The sequence below is a fragment of the Symbiopectobacterium sp. genome (genome assembly GCF_047692315.1).
In the GTDB taxonomy this organism is placed as follows: Bacteria; Pseudomonadota; Gammaproteobacteria; order Enterobacterales; family Enterobacteriaceae; genus Symbiopectobacterium.
Map to the genome: position 1 here is coordinate 68,670 of NZ_JBLLJS010000007.1, position 17,263 is coordinate 85,932.

General features: G+C 51.6%; 9 protein-coding genes and 8 pseudogenes. 7 read left to right on the forward strand and 10 right to left on the reverse strand.

Annotated features, from left to right (window positions below; genetic code table 11):
* The first annotated feature begins 286 nt into the window (after positions 1-286).
* The 4 genes and pseudogenes from ACMZI0_RS02720 (at position 287) to ACMZI0_RS02735 (ending at position 3,831) form a co-directional block, all read left to right on the forward strand.
* Positions 287-1,953 (forward strand): annotated as a pseudogene (locus ACMZI0_RS02720) (methyl-accepting chemotaxis protein).
* 311 nt (positions 1,954-2,264) lie between these two features.
* Positions 2,265-2,399, forward strand: a complete 135-nt coding sequence (locus ACMZI0_RS02725) for a hypothetical protein (protein WP_415671855.1) — start codon at positions 2,265-2,267, stop codon at positions 2,397-2,399.
* Complete coding sequence (locus tag ACMZI0_RS02730) at positions 2,389-3,267, forward strand: MCP four helix bundle domain-containing protein (RefSeq protein ID WP_415671856.1); 879 nt, start codon at positions 2,389-2,391, stop codon at positions 3,265-3,267. The genes ACMZI0_RS02725 and ACMZI0_RS02730 overlap by 11 nt, the downstream gene beginning before the upstream one ends.
* 54 nt (positions 3,268-3,321) lie before the next feature.
* Positions 3,322-3,831: a methyl-accepting chemotaxis protein gene (locus ACMZI0_RS02735; RefSeq protein ID WP_415671883.1), complete on the forward strand. Its 510-nt coding sequence runs from the start codon at positions 3,322-3,324 to the stop codon at positions 3,829-3,831.
* On the opposite strand, the pseudogene ttdA reads toward ACMZI0_RS02735, so the two are convergent.
* A pseudogene (gene ttdA, locus ACMZI0_RS02740) lies at positions 3,813-4,697 on the reverse strand (L(+)-tartrate dehydratase subunit alpha); the annotation flags it as partial. The gene ACMZI0_RS02735 and the pseudogene ttdA overlap by 19 nt on opposite strands.
* A gap of 32 nt (positions 4,698-4,729) precedes the next feature.
* Positions 4,730-5,976: pseudogene (locus ACMZI0_RS02745) on the reverse strand (MFS transporter).
* A gap of 378 nt (positions 5,977-6,354) precedes the next feature.
* Here ACMZI0_RS02745 and ACMZI0_RS02750 point away from each other — a divergent pair.
* Positions 6,355-7,104 (forward strand): annotated as a pseudogene (locus ACMZI0_RS02750) (LysR family transcriptional regulator); the annotation flags it as partial.
* A gap of 36 nt (positions 7,105-7,140) precedes the next feature.
* Here the strand turns inward: ACMZI0_RS02750 and ACMZI0_RS02755 are convergent.
* From ACMZI0_RS02755 to ACMZI0_RS02770, 4 genes and pseudogenes are all read right to left on the reverse strand, one after another.
* Positions 7,141-7,644 (reverse strand): annotated as a pseudogene (locus ACMZI0_RS02755) (ATP-binding cassette domain-containing protein); the annotation flags it as partial.
* Positions 7,641-8,859 (reverse strand): annotated as a pseudogene (locus ACMZI0_RS02760) (high-affinity branched-chain amino acid ABC transporter permease LivM). The pseudogenes ACMZI0_RS02760 and ACMZI0_RS02755, both read right to left, overlap by 4 nt.
* On the reverse strand, positions 8,856-9,782 hold the full coding sequence (livH, locus tag ACMZI0_RS02765) for a high-affinity branched-chain amino acid ABC transporter permease LivH (RefSeq protein WP_415671857.1): 927 nt from the start codon (positions 9,780-9,782) through the stop codon (positions 8,856-8,858). The pseudogene ACMZI0_RS02760 and the gene livH overlap by 4 nt, the downstream one beginning before the upstream one ends.
* Positions 9,783-9,882: 100 nt before the next feature.
* Positions 9,883-10,984: pseudogene (locus tag ACMZI0_RS02770) on the reverse strand (branched-chain amino acid ABC transporter substrate-binding protein).
* A gap of 438 nt (positions 10,985-11,422) precedes the next feature.
* Here ACMZI0_RS02770 and panM point away from each other — a divergent pair.
* Together panM and ACMZI0_RS02780 are read left to right on the forward strand one after the other, a co-directional pair.
* Positions 11,423-11,823: pseudogene (gene panM / locus ACMZI0_RS02775) on the forward strand (aspartate 1-decarboxylase autocleavage activator PanM).
* A gap of 522 nt (positions 11,824-12,345) precedes the next feature.
* Positions 12,346-12,888 carry a hypothetical protein gene (locus ACMZI0_RS02780; RefSeq protein ID WP_415671858.1) on the forward strand — a complete coding sequence of 181 codons (543 nt, stop codon included), beginning with the start codon at positions 12,346-12,348 and terminating at the stop codon, positions 12,886-12,888.
* Between the two features lie 227 nt (positions 12,889-13,115).
* Here ACMZI0_RS02780 and rpoH read toward each other — a convergent pair whose 3' ends face one another.
* The 4 genes from rpoH to ftsY form a co-directional block, all read right to left on the reverse strand.
* Complete coding sequence (gene rpoH, locus ACMZI0_RS02785) at positions 13,116-13,973, reverse strand: RNA polymerase sigma factor RpoH (protein WP_415671859.1); 858 nt, start codon at positions 13,971-13,973, stop codon at positions 13,116-13,118.
* Between the two features lie 250 nt (positions 13,974-14,223).
* The gene (gene ftsX / locus ACMZI0_RS02790) at positions 14,224-15,192 is read right to left on the reverse strand and encodes a permease-like cell division protein FtsX (RefSeq protein ID WP_415671860.1); all 969 of its coding nucleotides are present in this window, start codon (positions 15,190-15,192) and stop codon (positions 14,224-14,226) included.
* A 22-nt stretch (positions 15,193-15,214) separates the two neighbouring features.
* Positions 15,215-15,850, reverse strand: a complete 636-nt coding sequence (gene ftsE, locus ACMZI0_RS02795) for a cell division ATP-binding protein FtsE (protein ID WP_415671861.1) — start codon at positions 15,848-15,850, stop codon at positions 15,215-15,217.
* Positions 15,851-15,893: 43 nt separating this feature from the next.
* Positions 15,894-17,237 (reverse strand): signal recognition particle-docking protein FtsY, encoded by a 1,344-nt coding sequence (gene ftsY, locus ACMZI0_RS02800; RefSeq protein WP_415671884.1) that lies wholly within the window; start codon positions 17,235-17,237, stop codon positions 15,894-15,896.
* Between the last annotated feature and the right edge of the window lie 26 nt (positions 17,238-17,263).

Here is a 17,263-nt window from a genome sequence, read left to right on the forward strand (position 1 = left end):
AGCCACATTAAAAGAGTAATTAATTACATTGGCAGCAAAATTATAAAACAAAAAGAAAATAAACCGGTAACTTCTCAGTCAACATTATTCCCTTTACTGACAACCCTACCTCTTTTTAGCCGTTTATTTTTTCCGGAGCATTATTAATAATGGCGCGTTATTTCGCCAAACAAAAAAATAGCGTGCCCCACAGCCGCTCTTTGCATAAAAAATCCCTCCCCCTATGGCGTAAATACGGCATTACGAAAATTCGCACCCACAGGAAATTGTTTAATTAAGGAGCGTTATGCGCATTATAAAAACCATGAAGATCGGCACCATGTTAGGCGCAGGCTTTGGTAGCGTCATTATTATCGGTCTGTTGGTCGCCATTTTAGGCCGGTCACAGCTGGTATCCCTGGGAAATAATATGGAGGCACTCTCCCGTGACTCTCTTGCTAACCTGCTGCTGATTCAGGATGTGAAAAGCAGCTTTGACAGTGTCGCTCGTACTGTGCGCAACATCGCTCTACAGCCAGACCTGCAAAAAAGACTGGAAGAAAAACAGATTATTGATGAGCGGATCGCGCACAACACAGCCGTTTTAGCGACACTGGATAAAAACCTGTCGACGCCTGCGGCCCGACAATCGATGGAGCAGCTTAATCAAGCGCGCCCGGCCTACATACAGGCGGTGAAAGAGGCAATGACATTGGGGCTCTCCGACGACCCGGCTGCACATAACCGTGCCGGGGACACCATATTGAACCGAATGGTGCCTACGCAAAAACCGGTGTTCGCCGCGTTGGACAGTATGGTTGAGGTCCAGAAAGCTCAGGCGCTGGCGACAACGCAAAGTGCTATCACACAAGCCGACCACGGAGGAAATCTGATCCTGACGCTGGCTATCGTGGCGGCACTGGTGGGCGCATTGGCCTCTTTTTTGGTCACCCGCACGCTGCGTCAACAGCTCGGCGGCGAGCTTACCTATGCCACCCACATCGCCCAGCAGGTTGCCCAGGGCAATCTGGCGGTGGAGATCGCCCTGCGTACCAACGACGATCGCAGTATGCTGGCCTCAATGAACGAGATGCGCAACAGCCTGAGCAACATGGTCGATCAGGTACGTCAAAGCAGCGAAACCATCGCCACGGGTTCAAGCCAAATTGCCGCGGGCAGCGCCGATCTTAGCCAACGCACGGAAGAGCAAGCGGCCAGCTTGCAACAAACTGCTGTCGCCATGGAACAGATTAGCCAAACGGTGCGTCAGAACGGTGAGACCGTTCGTAGCGCGACTCAGTTAGCCAATCAGGCCAGCACTACTGCCGCCAAAGGCGGCGAAGCCGTAAGCCATATCGTATCCACGATGAAAGATATCGCTGCCAGTTCCAGCAAAATCGGCGATATTATCGGTGTTATTGACAGCATTGCCTTTCAGACCAACATTCTGGCGCTGAACGCTGCGGTAGAAGCGGCGCGCGCCGGTGAGCAAGGGCGCGGCTTCGCCGTGGTTGCCGGAGAAGTCCGCTCACTGGCGCAGCGTTCAGCGTCTGCGGCCAAAGAGATCAAGGTGCTGATTAACGACAGCGTTGAGAAAGTGGAGAACGGCTCGCTGCAAGTTGAGCAAGCGGGTACCACCATCGAAGCGTCCGTGCGTCAGGCGCATCGCGTCGCGTCGCAAACCTGATTGCCGAAATCGGCGTTACCACACAGGAGCAGGAATCTGGTATCGCACAAATTCATGATGCCATTACGCAGCTCGATCAGGTCACACAGCAGAACGCCGCTCTGGTTGAAGAATCCGCCAGCGCAGCAGACAGCCTTAACGAGCAGTCAGCCAATCTGGTTGATTTAATGCGCGTGTTTCGCTTACGCGCAGACAGCCATGCGCAGCGTCAGTCGCTGTCGCCAACAAAAACCAACGTAGCGGCAGTTCCCAGGCTAGCACGTGGTACGCAATGGGAACGATTCTAACGTAATCACTGTGGCTCCCGACATGGTGTGTAATGGCGGGAGTCTCGTGCTAATAAAAAGTAAGTTTTTTGATAATTTATATCGTAGTTTACTAAGTAAAATTAAATGAAGCACAGGCCAGTGCATTGGAAATAATTTCACTTAATACAGCACAATATATTCCATCATTAAACCAACCTCATGTCCCATTCTATTATTTACCGATTTTTCTCACGCTTATCTTTTTAGCGAATATCCATTAATAATCACGCATAAAAAACGCGTTAAGGACGCAGCCACACATCAGGAATATACAAGGACTAAGGACGCTTATGCGATTTATAAAAAACATGAAGATTAGCACCATGTTGGGTACAGGCTTTGCGTCAGTGATCGTTATCAGCCTGTGCGTGGCCATTCTTGGTCGCTCTCAACTGATATCACTGGGCAATGACATTGGGCAATGACATAGAGCTGCTCGCAAACCGATCGCTCAATAATCTCCTGCTCACCCAGGAATTAAAAACCGGATTTGATGCCGTCGCCCGCTCGGTGCGCAATATGGCACTGTATCAAGACCATGCGCGTAAACAAGAAGAGAAACAGGTGATTGATTCCACGATTGACCGCAATACAGAACTTCTGGAAACGCTGAATGACAGTTCCACCCTCCCTGCTGGAAAAGCGTTATTGGCGCAACTGGCCAAAGTTCGTCCCGCGTATATAAGTGCGGTCAAGGAAGCCGTCGCCAGAGAACTCAGCGATAACCCGGAAGAAAAAATGATGCTGGACGACATGCGCCGCGCGCAGTTACCGGTGTTCAAAACGTTAGACGATATGATTGAGCTGCAAAAAAATCAGGCAATAAAGCTGGCTCAAAAGGCCATGACGCAGGCGAATAATGGCGGAAACCTGATGCTGACTCTGGCGCTGCTGGCAACCGGATTGGGCGCGCTGATTGCGTTCCTGATCGCCTATACCTTGAGAAAGCAGCTTGGTGGCGAACCCGCCTATGCAACGCTCATCACCCAGCAGGTCGCCCAGGGCGATTTAGCCACAGCGATTACCCTGCGCCCTAACGACACTAGCAGTATGCTGGCGGCGATGAACACCATGCGTAACAGCCTGAGTGCCATGGTGGAACAGGTGCGACAAAGCAGCGAATCCATCGCGACCGGCTCCAGCGAAATTGCCGTCGGCAGTGCCGATCTGAGCCAGCGCCCGGAAGAACAGGCGGCTAATTTGCAGCAAACCGCTGCCGCGATGGAGGAGATAAGCCAGGCGGTGCGTCAAAACGCTGATGCGGTGCACAGCGCCGCGCAACTCGCCAACTAGGCCAGCGCCACGGCGACTAAAGGCGGAGAAGCCGTTAACCAGATCGTGGCAACCATGAAGGCCATTACCGCCAGTTCCAGCCAAATCAGCGATATTATCGGTGTAATTGATGGCATCGCGTTTCAAACCAACATCCTAGCATTGAACGCCGCCGTCGAAGCTGCACGAGCAGGCGAACAAGGACGCGGCTTTGCCGTGGTAGCGGAGGAGGTTCGTTCGCTGGCGCAGAGCTCGGCCTCTGCCGCCAAGGAAATCAAAACGCTGATCCATAACAGCGTCGAAACCGTGGATGCCGGCTCTACGCTGGTTGAAGAGACGGGCAGCACGATTGCAGCACTGGTTGCTCAGGCAAGCGAAGTCGCCCATCTGATCGCCACCATCGGGGGAACAACGCGGGAACAGGAATCGGGCATTGAGCAAGTACACAGCGCGATCAATCAGCTCGATCGTGTGACACAACAAAACGCCGCGTTGGTCGAGCAGTCGGCCAGCGCTTCATCACTAATCGGAGTAGTAAGCACTTTTTTCATAGTACGGCGCCTTTTATGGGAAATAATTTCATAGGACAAATCAGCGGAGAAACGGATCGTGCCGCGACGGTGCGCCCAGCACCCCGTCGACACCGCCACGCCAATGGTGGAAGGGTGGCGCGCTGAGGACTCGATGTTGACGCCCATCACCGATGAGGCACCGCCCAACCCCTGTGGTCCTAGGCCCACGCTGTTCAGCCCCTCTTCCAGCAGTTTCTCCATCTTGGCCGCATCGGCATTGGGATGGGATGAATCCACCGGACGCAGAATCGCTTTTTTCGACAGATGCGCCGCCGTTTCCACGGAAGTGGATACGCCCACCCCAACCAGCAGCGGTGGGCAGGCATTTACACCGTAAGATGTAATCACATCGAACACGAACTGGTTAACGCCTTCGTAGCCCTGGCCCGGCATCAACACTTTCGCGGCACCCGGCAATGAACAACCGCCCCCCGCCATATAGACTTCAATAGTGCAGCTATCATCATTAGGAATAATTTCTCAATCGAGCCACGGAATACGCGATCTAGTATTGGTGCCGGTATTTTTCTCAATAAAGGTTTCTACCGCATTATGGCGCAATGGCGCTTTTTTAGTGGCCTCTTCGGTGGCGGTCTGTAATATTCTTTCCAGTTCGCCTAAATAAGGGAATGCAGCTCCTGCCGTAATAAAATACTGAATAACACCAGTATCCTGACAGCAAGGTCTGTCTAATAGATCCGCTTGTTTCTGGTTTTCAAACATCGAGTCATAAACCACTTTGGCAAGCGACAGTTCATCTTTTTCTTTACTGCGTAACTCTTCCAACTTTTTAATCACATCCGTTGGCAGGCGTTTGCCAACGTACCCGGTAAAGCGGGTCATTATCTCTGTTAATGTCGACACATCATTTTGAGACATCACACAACCTCCAATAAAAAACAGATACGGCTTTATTTAATTGAATTGGTTAATTCGAGTTTTCCTGCATCGCGACGACGACGCACTTCAATGGACAGGGTTAATACCGCGGAAACCACCAGCATGCCCGCCACGCAATACAGCACGAGGGAAAAGCTGCCGGAGTTGTTCTTTAACCAGCCAATCAGCGCAGGGCCTGCAAAACCGCCCAAATTGCCGATTGAGTTGATGGCCGCCAGTCCAGCAGCAGCGGCAGGCCCGCTCAGGAACAGAGACGGGATACTCCAGATCGGCGGTTTACAAGAAGAAATACCCATGTTGGCCATGACAAGCGCGGCAATCGCCAGCGGTAACGACTGCGCCCATCCGGCCAGCACAAACCCGGTGCTCGCCAGCAAGCACGCACTTACCACATGCCACATGCCACATGCCACATGCCAGGTGCGCTCTTTGGTTTTATCGGAGTGCCGCGCCCACATCACCATTGCGATGGCAGCCATGGCTGAAGGTACCGCGTTGATAAGACCAATTTGCATGGTGGTTAAACCAAAGGACTTAATGAACTGTGGCGACCAGATGTTGAGGGAATAGAGCCCGGCAGAGGTTCCGAAATAGACCGCCGCCAGCGTCGCAACCAGCCACTGCGTTTCTTCCGCAGTTAACCAGCGGTTTTTCTCCGGGCGGTTTTAACATAGAACCAGGTAAACACACCCATTACCGTCGCCGCCACGGTGCAAATCAGGAACATCAACTGCCAACCCGCCAAACCAAGCGCGCCGTGTGCGCTGAGAATGGCCCCAGCCAGCGGCGAGCCAACCATCGCGGAAATGGGGGCAGAGGCCATAAACAGGGCAATCATTTGCGCCCGACGCTTCATCGGGAACCAGGTGCTGAGATAAAGAATAATGCCGGAGAAAGAACCGGCCTCCGCAACGCCCAGCAGAAAGCGTAGAATATAAAACCCTTCCACGGTTTTTACATTAATCATAAAGGCGGTGATCACCGCCCAGCTCAGCAAAATACGCGTTAGCCAAATACGCGGGCCGACTTTCTGCAAAATAATATTTGAGGGAACATCAGTAAGAAAATAACCGAGAAAAAATAAACCCGCACCCAAACCAAAAACCGCATCGGAAAAACCCAAATCCTGATTCATGGTTAACGCGGCAAACCCGATATTAATACGGTCAAAAAAACCGACAAAATAAACCACCATGACATAGGGTATAATTCGCCAGGTGATCTTTTTCAGCGTCACACTTTCAATATCTGTTTTCATTATGCATTCCAGAATAATAGGGTAAGAGTAGGAAAAATAATAAGACTGGTTAATACACTTTATTTCTGGCCAGACTATGCATCAGGTCGGTAGCGGGATCATTCACCTGGGATTATATAAATAAATTGCATAATCCAGCCGCGTGGCCAGGGTGGGCGTGAATTCGATGATGGCGATCAATATTCACCTATTTTTTATGTGGAAAAGCGATAAAAAAATACAATTCAGATGCATATTGTTAACAATAAGCCCATTTTACGCCTTGCGGTTCTGTGATAGGGATCACCGCCAGCAGCGTGAGCATTTTTTCACCGCTTGTTCAGGCTGAAAACGGCGCTATTATCTACGCGCTTGCTCTATCCATTCTGAGGGTCGCCCATGGAACTCCGTCAGTTGCACTGCTTTATCGCGGTGGCAGACGCCCTGCTCTTCGGCCACGCGGCCCAGCAGCTCGATATGCTGCCTTCCGCCCTCGGTCGTCATATTCGCCTGCTGGAAGAAAGCCTCAACGTGCGCCTGTTTGTGCGTTCCACGCGCAACGTGGCGCTTACCGCGCACGGTCACAAGTTGCTGGAAGAAGGGAAGAAAATCGTGGCTGATGTGGATGCGTTGGAAGCCCATTTTCGCCGCCAAGGACGCCTTCAGGCGCGCACATTGCGCATTGGGGCCATCGACAGCGCCGCGATTGCGCTGGTGCCTCACCTGTTGCCAGCGTTTCGTCACGCCTGCCCCGACGTGGATGTGCAGATTGATAAAAACAAAACTGCGCAGCTGCTACCCAAGCTGAAATCCGGTCGGCTGGATATGGCGTTTATCCGCCCGATGAAAGAGAGCGATCCGCAGCTCACCACCCGCTTTCTGCTCTACGAAAATGTGGTGCTGGCCATCGCCGAGCGCCATCCGCTGGCGACGCGCCGTAGCGTGACCATCGAGGATATCGCCACGTTGCCGCTTATCGTACCGGCGCGGCGCGCGCGACCGCACAGCCACGATGTCACCATCAAGCTGTTCAATGAAGCCGTACTTAAACCTAATATTGAAGCCGTACTTAAACCTAATATTGTGCAACTTGTCGATGAAAAACAGACCATTCTCAGTATGGTGGCAAGCGAGGTGGGGGGCGCCATCATGCCCCGTTGGGCCGCGCGCATGGCAACACCGCACGCGCGTTTTGTGGCTATCGATCACGGCGAGGGCGCGTTTACTGCCTTGCCGCTGGCGGTTGGCCAGATCCAGCAGGCCAACGCGTTCCAGCCACATGGCACCGAGCTCTTGTGCTTGCGCTTCTGCACGCCGGAAACCCGGCGTTTTCAGCAGACCGGCAAACACGCCGCTTTTCAGATGTTGATGTTGCGCTACCAGCAAGTTTTCAATCACCGTCATTTCACGAAACAGACGCACATGCTGGAAGGTGCGGACCACGCCCATGCGGGCAATCTGCTGTCCCGGCAGCCCCTCCAGATGGCGATCGCGCAGCATGATGGTGCCGCCCGTCGGACGGTAAAAACCGGTCAGGCAGTTAAATACCGTGGTTTTACCTGCGCCGTTTGGCCCGATCAGAGAGACGATTTCGCCCTGATTCAGATCTAACTCCACATTGTTAACCGCCAGCAAGCCGCCAAAGCGCATCGTCAGGCCTCGAACCGACAATAATAGTTGCGTACTCATGCCTGTTCTCCCTTCTTCTCAACCTTCAGCTTCATCTCGGGGCGCTTCATCGGCAACAACCCTTGCGGACGCCAAATCATCATCAGCACCATCAAGGCACCCAGCAGCAGCATGCTGTACTCGTTCAGATCGCGCATCAATTCACGCGACACCACCAGCAGAATGGCCGCGAGGATCACCGCGAACTGAGAGCCCATACCGCCCAGCACCACAATGGCGAGCACAAACGCAGATTCAGCAAAGGTGAAGGATTCCGGACTGACAAACCCCTGACGCGCAGCAAACAGCGTCCCGGTGAAACCGGCAAACGCCGCACTGATGGTGAACGCCGTCAGTTTGATACGGGTGGGGCTCAATCCCAGAGAACGGCAGGCAATTTCATCGTCACGCAGCGCTTCCCAGGCGCGTCCCAGCGGCATACGCAGTAAACGGTTGATCACAAACAGGGTTGCGATAACCAGCAGCAACGCCACCAGATAGAGGAAAATAATGCGATCGCTCGGGTCATACTTCAGGCCAAACACCTCGTGGAAGGTACCCCAGCCGCCTTCGCTGACGCGGCGGCTGAATTCCAACCCAAAGAAGGTGGGTTTGGGAATCTGGCTGATGCCGTTCGGGCCGCCGGTGAATTCGGTGTTATTAAGCAGCAGAATACGCACGATTTCACCGAAACCGAGCGTGACAATCGCCAGATAGTCACCGCGCAAGCGCAACACCGGGAAACCAAGCAGGAAACCGGACAATCCGGCCGCGATACCCGCCAACGGCAGGCTCTGCCAGAAGCCCAGCCCATAATAATGATTCAGCAGCGCGTAGGTGTAAGCACCAATGGCGTAGAAACCGCCGTAGCCCAACACCAACAACCCGGAGAGACCCACCACCACGTTCAGGCCCAGACCCAGCATGACGTAGATCAGCGTCAGCGTAGCAATATCCACCGAACCGCGCGACACCAGAAATGGCCAGGCGATTGCAGCAATAATCAGCACCGCCGCCAGACAGTTTCCGCATTCCACTTTGGAAGAAAGGGCGCAACAGTTGGAAGAAGGACACCACCACACAGCCAACGCCGATCAGGTTCCAGCGTACAGCATCAGCCCCGAGAACCACCAACGTAGTGCCATCCAATCCCAATTGCATTCCCATCAGGAACGCTGCCAGCACCAACAGCGTGAGCGCCGATATCACAGCATTTAACAAGTTGAGCTGTTTCATACTTTCTCAACCCCCGGGCGGCCCAGAATACCGGTTGGCATCACCAGAAGCACCACAATCAGCAACGCGAAAGACACCACGTCTTTGTACTCCGTACTCAGGTAGGCTCTGGTCAGGGCTTCCGCTACCCCCAGCACCAGGCCGCCAATCATGGCGCCAGGAATACTGCCGATACCGCCTAACACCGCTGCGGTAAAGGCTTTCATGCCCGCCATAAAGCCGATGTAGGGGTTGATTACGCCGTAGAACTGGCCCAGCAACACACCGGCGACTGCCGCCATCGCGGCACCGATCACAAACGTCAGCGAGATGACACGGTCAGTGCTGATCCCCAGCAGGCTGGCCATTTTCAGATCTTCCGCGCAGGCATGACAAGCGCGCCCCATGCGGGAATAGCGAATAAAGGTAGTTAACGCCAGCATGGTAATAAAGGTGACACCCCAGATGGTTACCTGCATGGTGGTAATAGTGGCGGCAAAGCCGTTGCTTTCCCCGACAACTAGTTGACCATGCACCAGCGTCGGCAACGCGACATCGCGCGAACCTTGCGTCAGGCTGACATAGTTTTGCAGAAAGATGGACATCCCGATGGCAGAAATCAGCGCGATCAGGCGCTTGGAATTACGCACCGGCTTATAAGTCACCCGTTCGATGCTCCAGCCGTAAGCGCTGGAGATCACAATCGCCGCGATGAATCCGGCACCGATCAGCACCCAACTGACATCGATACCCATCATCATCAGTGCAGTGATAACGATAAAAGAGACATAGCTGCCGATCATGTACACCTCGCCGTGGGCGAAGTTGATCATGCCGATAATGCCGTAAACCATGGTGTAGCCAATGGCAATCAGCGCATAAGTACTGCCCAACGTCACACCGTTGAACATTTGCTGAAGGAAATAGAGGAACTGCTTGGACATACCTTTACCTTAGAATTAACCCTTACACCTTAAGATTTTGCCCCCACGGCCTGAAGGCGGTGGGGGCATCGGTGTTCAGGAATAGCGTGGACGGCAGCGATTATTTTGCGCTAGAGGTGCCGTCTGCATGCCACTCGAATACGCCAAACTCAAACCCTTTCAGGTCGCCTTTTTCATCCCAGCTCAATGGGCCCATCACGGTGTCCACAGATTTGGCTTTCAGGTCTTTTGCGATGGCTTCCGGTTCCGTACCGCTACGTTCCATTGCGGTGGTCAGAGACTGCAACGCCGCATAGGTAGTCCAGACGAACGGCCCGGTCGGATCCAGTTTTTTGGCTTTCAGCGCATCTACGATCGGTTGGTTGGCGGGCACCTGATCGTAACGTTTCGGCAGCGTTACCAGCATGCCTTCCGACGCGGCACCCGCGATGTTAGACAGCGAGGAGTACCTACGCCTTCCGGTCCCATGAATTTGGTGGTCAGCCCCACCTGACGCAGGATCTGGCCCATTTCCGGGTAGTAGCCGCCGAAGTAGACGAAATCCACGTTCTCTTTCTTCAAACGCGCAACCAGCGTGGAGAAATCTTTGTCCCCGGCGGTGACGCCTTCAAACAGCACCACGTTCGCATCCGCTTTTTTCAGGCTGTCCTGAACTGAGCGAGCCAGACCTTCACCGTACCGCTGCTTATCGTGCACCACGGCGATACGCTGTGCGGTTTGATGGTATTCACTATGTAGTTGGCCGCGGTCGGCCCCTAATCGGAATCCAGACCGGTGGTGCGCGGCACCAGCTTGTAACCACGGGTAGTTAGATCTGGCGCGGTAGCTGCCGGTGTGATCACCAGCACGTCTTCATCTTCATAGATATCAGACGCAGGCTGGGTGGAGGAGGAGGAGCACAGGTGGCCGATTACATAACGGATGCCATCGTTAATCACTTTGTTGGCAACGGAGACGGCTTGTTTCGGGTCACATGCATCGTCATATTCCACAGCAACCAGCTTGTTGCCCTTCACGCCACCTTTGGCATTGATGTCGGCAATCGCCTGACGAGCTCCGATAAATTCCATGTCGCCATACTGTGCAACCGGGCCTGACATGGCGCCGACGACGGCAACTTTGATGTCTTCTGCATTAGCCATGTGTGCAAATGCTGCCGCCATACAACCCAACAGTATGACTTTACCTTTAGCTACTTTCATTCGATTCACCCTATCTGTCGTTATGGATTTCGCCTGCAAACCTGTACCAACCCGCCGTACTCAATTTTTTTCTTATAAGTAAGAACAGGTTAGGCTTTTTATTAGCTATACTTCACTAATAAAGCGTTATTTTTCATGTCATTAAACAGGAATTTTATGCTGCAAATCAACTACAGCAATGAGAAGCAAGCGGTGTAAACAGCATAAAATACCAGCCTTAAAAGCCACTATTTATTTTATATATAGTCAGTTATGCTGCTTTATGCAGCAATGGGCAACTCAATACTTGAAAAATTACCGGCGAAGAAAACATTTTCCCTATTAACCGTACAGAAAAACTTACACAACTGTTTATCTACATCACTACTACATTATGCTTTAGGCAACAGTTATGCTTTATGCAAATGCAAATGCAAATGCACTGAGAGGTTTATCGAAATGAAGCTCGCCGTCGAATGTCTCTCGTTATTCAGCGACCAGGAAGAATTGATCTCGCCAAGATTTGGCCTCACCAGAATCTTGACCTGTTGCAACAGAGCCTTGATGCTCACCAGCGCCTGTTCGCATCGCGCTTCAATGGCCGCTTGCTGGCAGCGGTGATGGTTGAGATTGATGGCGAATACGCGGAACTCGATGACCTGATGGTCAGAGAAGCAACGCGCCGCCGTGGTGTTGGCCTGCATTTGATCCAGGAAGTGGTGCGTCAGCTACCGGGTGTGAAAGAGTTTTGGCTGACAGCAGCAGACCATGCCGGTGTTAACGAAGCCGTGCTGGATCGCTTTATGGAAAGCTGTGGATTCTTCCCGGTGTCTGGAGGGTGGCTCTACACCAGAAATTAACCGCTAACAACGGCAGGAGCCATACCAGAAATAGCGAAGGGATCATGCACAATCCATGCGCTACCTATCGTGGCGCTACGTAAATCTATTGGCATTATACCCACCATTAATGATATTCCCTCATGTAACTGATTTTTTCTACTGCGCGATAAGGCACCTCATCCGTTAACGCATGGTGCTGGTAGCGATATATTCTCATTTCACTACGTTAACAAATCATCTTTTAGTTCCAGACACATAAAGCTTGTTATAACTCCATTAATATGTGCATGCTTATAATAACCATCCGTCAGAGCCACTTCATTATTTATTCCACTTTAAAAAAATTATATGACTATCAACACCAATGAATATTTTTACATTAGGGAGAAAAAAATTAAGATAACATTGTCAAATTTTTATCCATCATATTATAACGAAGAAAAATCAGTTGTTAATGTTTTAAAATACAATTCATATTTACTGGAAATGGAAAAAGAAATTTACCATGGGAAAGAACTCTCTAATATATAAACAAACAAGTTGAATGATGATTTAACGGTTAAAACTGAACATTTGAAAACATTAAACAATATTTGGATGAATATACCTCACAAAAAAAGGCCAAAAAAAGAAGATATAGAATACTTACAAATCCTTATTATAAAATATGCGATGAATATTATCGAAACTGGATATACCACATGGGAGCGGTTTAATAAATCATCCAATACATACAACTATATACTAAATCTTATGTCATCACACAACTATGTTGTCACGTATGATGAAGCCCGTAGACAACATATTGAACAAGAAAATATTGATATGAGATGGCCATATTGCATACAAAATTTTCTTATAGAGTTAATATATGAGGAGATACCTCTTGAGAAGGATTTTTTACCATTTGGATTTCAATATAACAATCAACATGATAACAATCAACATGACTTGAACATTACTGAAAACTTCAATAATAGCATTATAAATGCACAAGTATCTGAATTTATTTTCAATAAAGTATTAACGAAAAAGGTTGATAAGAAAAATTACGAAAAACTCGCACTGGATATAAAAAAATAAACGATTTTTATTTCATGTATATGATGTCGAAAATTCACAATGAATATTCTTCTTTAAAAAAAGAATATCATTCTATAATAACAGGAACCTTATGATTTATACCTCAAGAAATCAAGGACGAAATCATATCTTACCCTGACTAGTATTCACTTTTCTACCATACTTACCCAACGATATACGCTACAAAAAAGGCCAACATATGTTGGCCTTTTCATTAGTATGCTGCATCAGGCCTCAATCGCTGCCCGCAGTTTCTTCATGGCGTTTTTCTCTAACTGACGCACACGCTCTGCGGAAACACCATACTGATCGGCCAGCTCCTGCAAGGTGGATTTGTTGTCATCATCCAACCAGCGCGCCCGGATAATATGCTGGCTACGTTCATCCAGCCCTTCCAACGCGTAGACAAGCTTATCCGCTGCGTGGTTATCCCAGTTATCTTCTTCGATACCATCGGCGAAATCAGAAGATTTATCCTGAAGATACAGCATCGGCGCCATCGCCTGACCATCGTGCGGCTCGTCATCCGGCGTGGGATCGAACGTCATGTCTTGCGCAGCCATACGCGATTCCATTTCGCGCACATCTTTGCTGGCCACACCCAATTCGCGGGCGACCAGTTCCACTTCGTCCTGGTTAAACCAACCCAGACGCTGTTTGGTCTTACGCAGATTAAAGAACAGTTTGCGCTGCGCTTTGGTGGTGGCAACCTTAACGATACGCCAGTTGCGCAACACATATTCGTGAATTTCGGCTTTGATCCAGTGCACGGCAAAGGACACCAGACGCACACCCATTTCTGGGTTGAAGCGGCGCACCGCTTTCATCAAGCCGATGTTGCCTTCCTGAATCAAATCAGCCTGGGGCAATCCGTAACCGGCATAAGTACGGGCTACGTGAATCACAAAGCGCAGGTGCGACAGAATCAGCGCTTTCGCCGCTTCCAGATAGCCCTCGTAATGCAGCCGTTCAGCCAGTGCCCGCTCTTCCTCCGCCGTCAGCATCGGATAGGCATTGGCGGCACGAATATACCCTTCCAGACTGCCCTGGGGAACTAAGGTGAAAGTTCGCATATCTTTGGTCATTCGACCCCTCTTCAATTACGCGTGACAGAATAAAGTACCACTTTAAACATCACATTAACTACAACAAACCGTTGAGCCTTCTGCCATTTCGGGCCTGAAAACTTTGACCATGGCGAACGCTGCAAGTTCCTTCCATTCATCGACTGACAGTATTTTATCGCCTGTCAGCAACAGATCAAGACGAACCTGTCGATTCCCTGTGCCCGACATTCTACGAACCAGGACACAAGAAAATCCTACCAGAAAAAAGTCATTCTGGTGTAAAGCGACGTAAATGTTGTACGGTTGCCAGCCATGCCGCCAACCAGCCAATCATCCCGGCAATCAACAGCAGCAGCAGTGATTCATCCCGGGTTAGCCCGGTCACGGCAAAGCGCGTACCAAATACCGCCGCCACCTGATCGACCACAGCAGAGAGCTTCCAGACCAACGCCTGTGACAAAATCAGTGACAGCAATGCGCCACCGCCGCCCAGTAACGCACCGCCGTTGAGGAAGGGACGTAAAATAAAGCCGTCCGTCGCGCCAATCAGCTTCATGACATTGATGGTTTCTCGGCGACTGAAAATACTCAGGCGCACGCTATTGCCGATAACCAGGAACACGGCCACAATCATCAGGATACCGATGGTGGCCGCCACTTGCCCCACCAACGAGGTCAATGCCACTAGCCGTGCAAACCAGCTATCATCCATGCGCACTTCACTCACCCCCTGTACCGCTGCCACGCGATCGCGTAGCGAGGTCAGCGTCTGTGCGCTTTGGAAGTTCAGCTTGGGAGTAATGATGGCAACGGCAGGTAACGGATTCTCTTCCAGCATATCCAGCGCACCGCCGAAACCAGACCAGTTACGAAACTCGCCCATCGCTTCATCACGGGACAAATAGTTGACCTTGTCTACCCCGTCCTCCGCCTGAAGCTTGGTAATCACTGCCTGCGCCGCGTCATTGTCCAGCGCCTTGCCCAGATAGACCGTTAACTGCGGCGTGGGATACCACTGTTCAGCGGCCTGGCTGACGTTTTTCCACACCAGATAACAGATACTCGGCAACGTCAGCGAGATGGCAATCACCATGACGGTCAGCAACGTCGCCAGCGGCTGGCGCAGCATATCCGCCAGCGTATTATCCCAGGCATAACGCCACTGCTCTTGCCACCCGCCGCGCAGTGCCTTTTCCTTACTGACGCGGGGTTTCGCGTTACGGGAATTAGTCGCCATAAACGCCTCCCAGCATACGTCCTTACGACAGCGTCAGTACGCGATACTGACGGCTGGCAATCAGCGTCGTGTCGTGCGTTGCCATCAAGACCGTGACGCCAACGCGGTTAAACTCTTCAAATAAACGCAAAATATCCTGAGACAGCGCGTTGTCCAGGTTACCGGTCGGTTCATCCGCCAGCAGCACCGTCGGTTTGTTCACCACGGCGCGGGCAATCCCTACTCGCTGCTGTTCACCGCCAGACAGTTGAATCGGGTAGCTCTTGGCTTTATCCAGCAGTCCCACCTTGTCGAGTGCAGCTGAAACACGACGGCGGATATCTTCACTGCTCGCTCCGGCAATAATCAGCGGCATCGCCACGTTATCGTAGACGGTACGATCCATCAGCAAATGGTAATCCTGAAAGATCATGCCGATCTGGCGACGCAAGAAGGGCACTTCACGCTTCTTCAAGCGGCTGATATTGTGCCCGCTAAACAAAATTTGGCCCGCGCTTGGGCGTTCTATGCCACAAATCAGTTTCAGCAGGGTACTTTTCCCGGCACCGGAATGACCCGTCAGAAACGCCATCTCCCCAGGAAGCAGATGGAAATCCACCCCCTGCAACGCCTGACGTCCACCGAGATAAGCCTTACTGACTTGTTCAAAGCGAATCATCCGTTTTCATCCTCTCGGGCAAGCTTTTCATCCTCACGAGAAATCAGTCCTCGCGGGCAAAAAGCGCCTCAATAAAATCGTCAGCCTTAAAGGGACGCAAATCGTCAATACCTTCCCCTACCCCAATATAGCGGATAGGAATGCCAAACTGATCGGCGATGGCGAAGATCACCCCGCCTTTCGCGGTGCCGTCCAGCTTGGTCAGGGTGATACTGGTCAAGCCGACAGCATCGTTAAACAGTTTCGCCTGGCTGACGGCGTTTTGTCCGGTGCTGGCATCCAGCGTCAACATGATTTCGTGCGGCGCTGACTCATCCAGTTTTTTCATCACGCGGACAATTTTTTTCAATTCTTCCATCAGGCGAGCTTTGTTCTGCAAGCGTCCTGCGGTATCGGCGATCAACACGTCAGCACCACGCGCTTTTGCCGCCTGAATGGCATCAAAAATCACCGAGGCGGAATCCGCGCCTGTGTGCTGCGCGACCACGGCCACGTTGTTGCGCTGACCCCACACCTGCAACTGCTCCACGGCAGCAGCACGGAAGGTATCCCCGGCAGCCAGCATCACCGATTTACCCTGTGCCTGAAACTGGCGCGCCAGTTTGCCAATCGTGGTGGTTTTTCCGACGCCGTTAACGCCCACCATCAGGATCAAGTAAGGGGTTTTTCCGTCGATGTTGAGCGGTTCGTCCACCTTGTTAAGGATAGCGCCCATCTCTTCTTTCAGTTTCACCAGCAGGGCATCGGCATCTTTGAGCTGCTTACGGCTGGCGTGCTCTGTCAGGTCGGCAATAATCTTGCGTGTGGTTTCTACGCCGACATCCGCAATCAATAATTGCTCTTCCAGTTCCTCAAACAGATCGTCGTCGATTTTCTTACCGCGAAACAATCCGATAAATCCGGAACCGAGGTTTTCTCGGGTTTTTACCAGGCTGCGTTTTAGTCGAGCGAAAAAGCCCTCTTTGGTCGGTCTTTCCTGCTCTTGTTCGACCAGCACGGGCTCGGCAACGCTCTCTTCTGCTTCAGCCGCCTCTTGCGTATCAACACTGTCTTGCGCTTCTGCACGCGCTGACGATTCTGCAATATCTAGCGTCTCAGCTATCTCAACCACATCAGCGATGAGAGGTGATGCTGGCTGCTCTGCTGCGGGCGCCACGTGCGATTGGCGCTCCGTTGGCGGCACCGACTCAGCGTGCGCCTCCGTCTGCTCGTCAGAGACGTCGTTTGGCGTCTCGGCGTGAACGTCCGATACCACAGGCGCGTCACTCTCCTGACGTAACGCCACATCCTGATGCTGTTCTGTCTCTTGCGGTTGCTTAGTCTGTTCCTCTTCCTGACGCCCTAATCCCAGCCAGGAAAAGAAACCGCGTTTTTTCTCTTTTGTCATATCGCAATCGCGCCCCATGCTGCTGC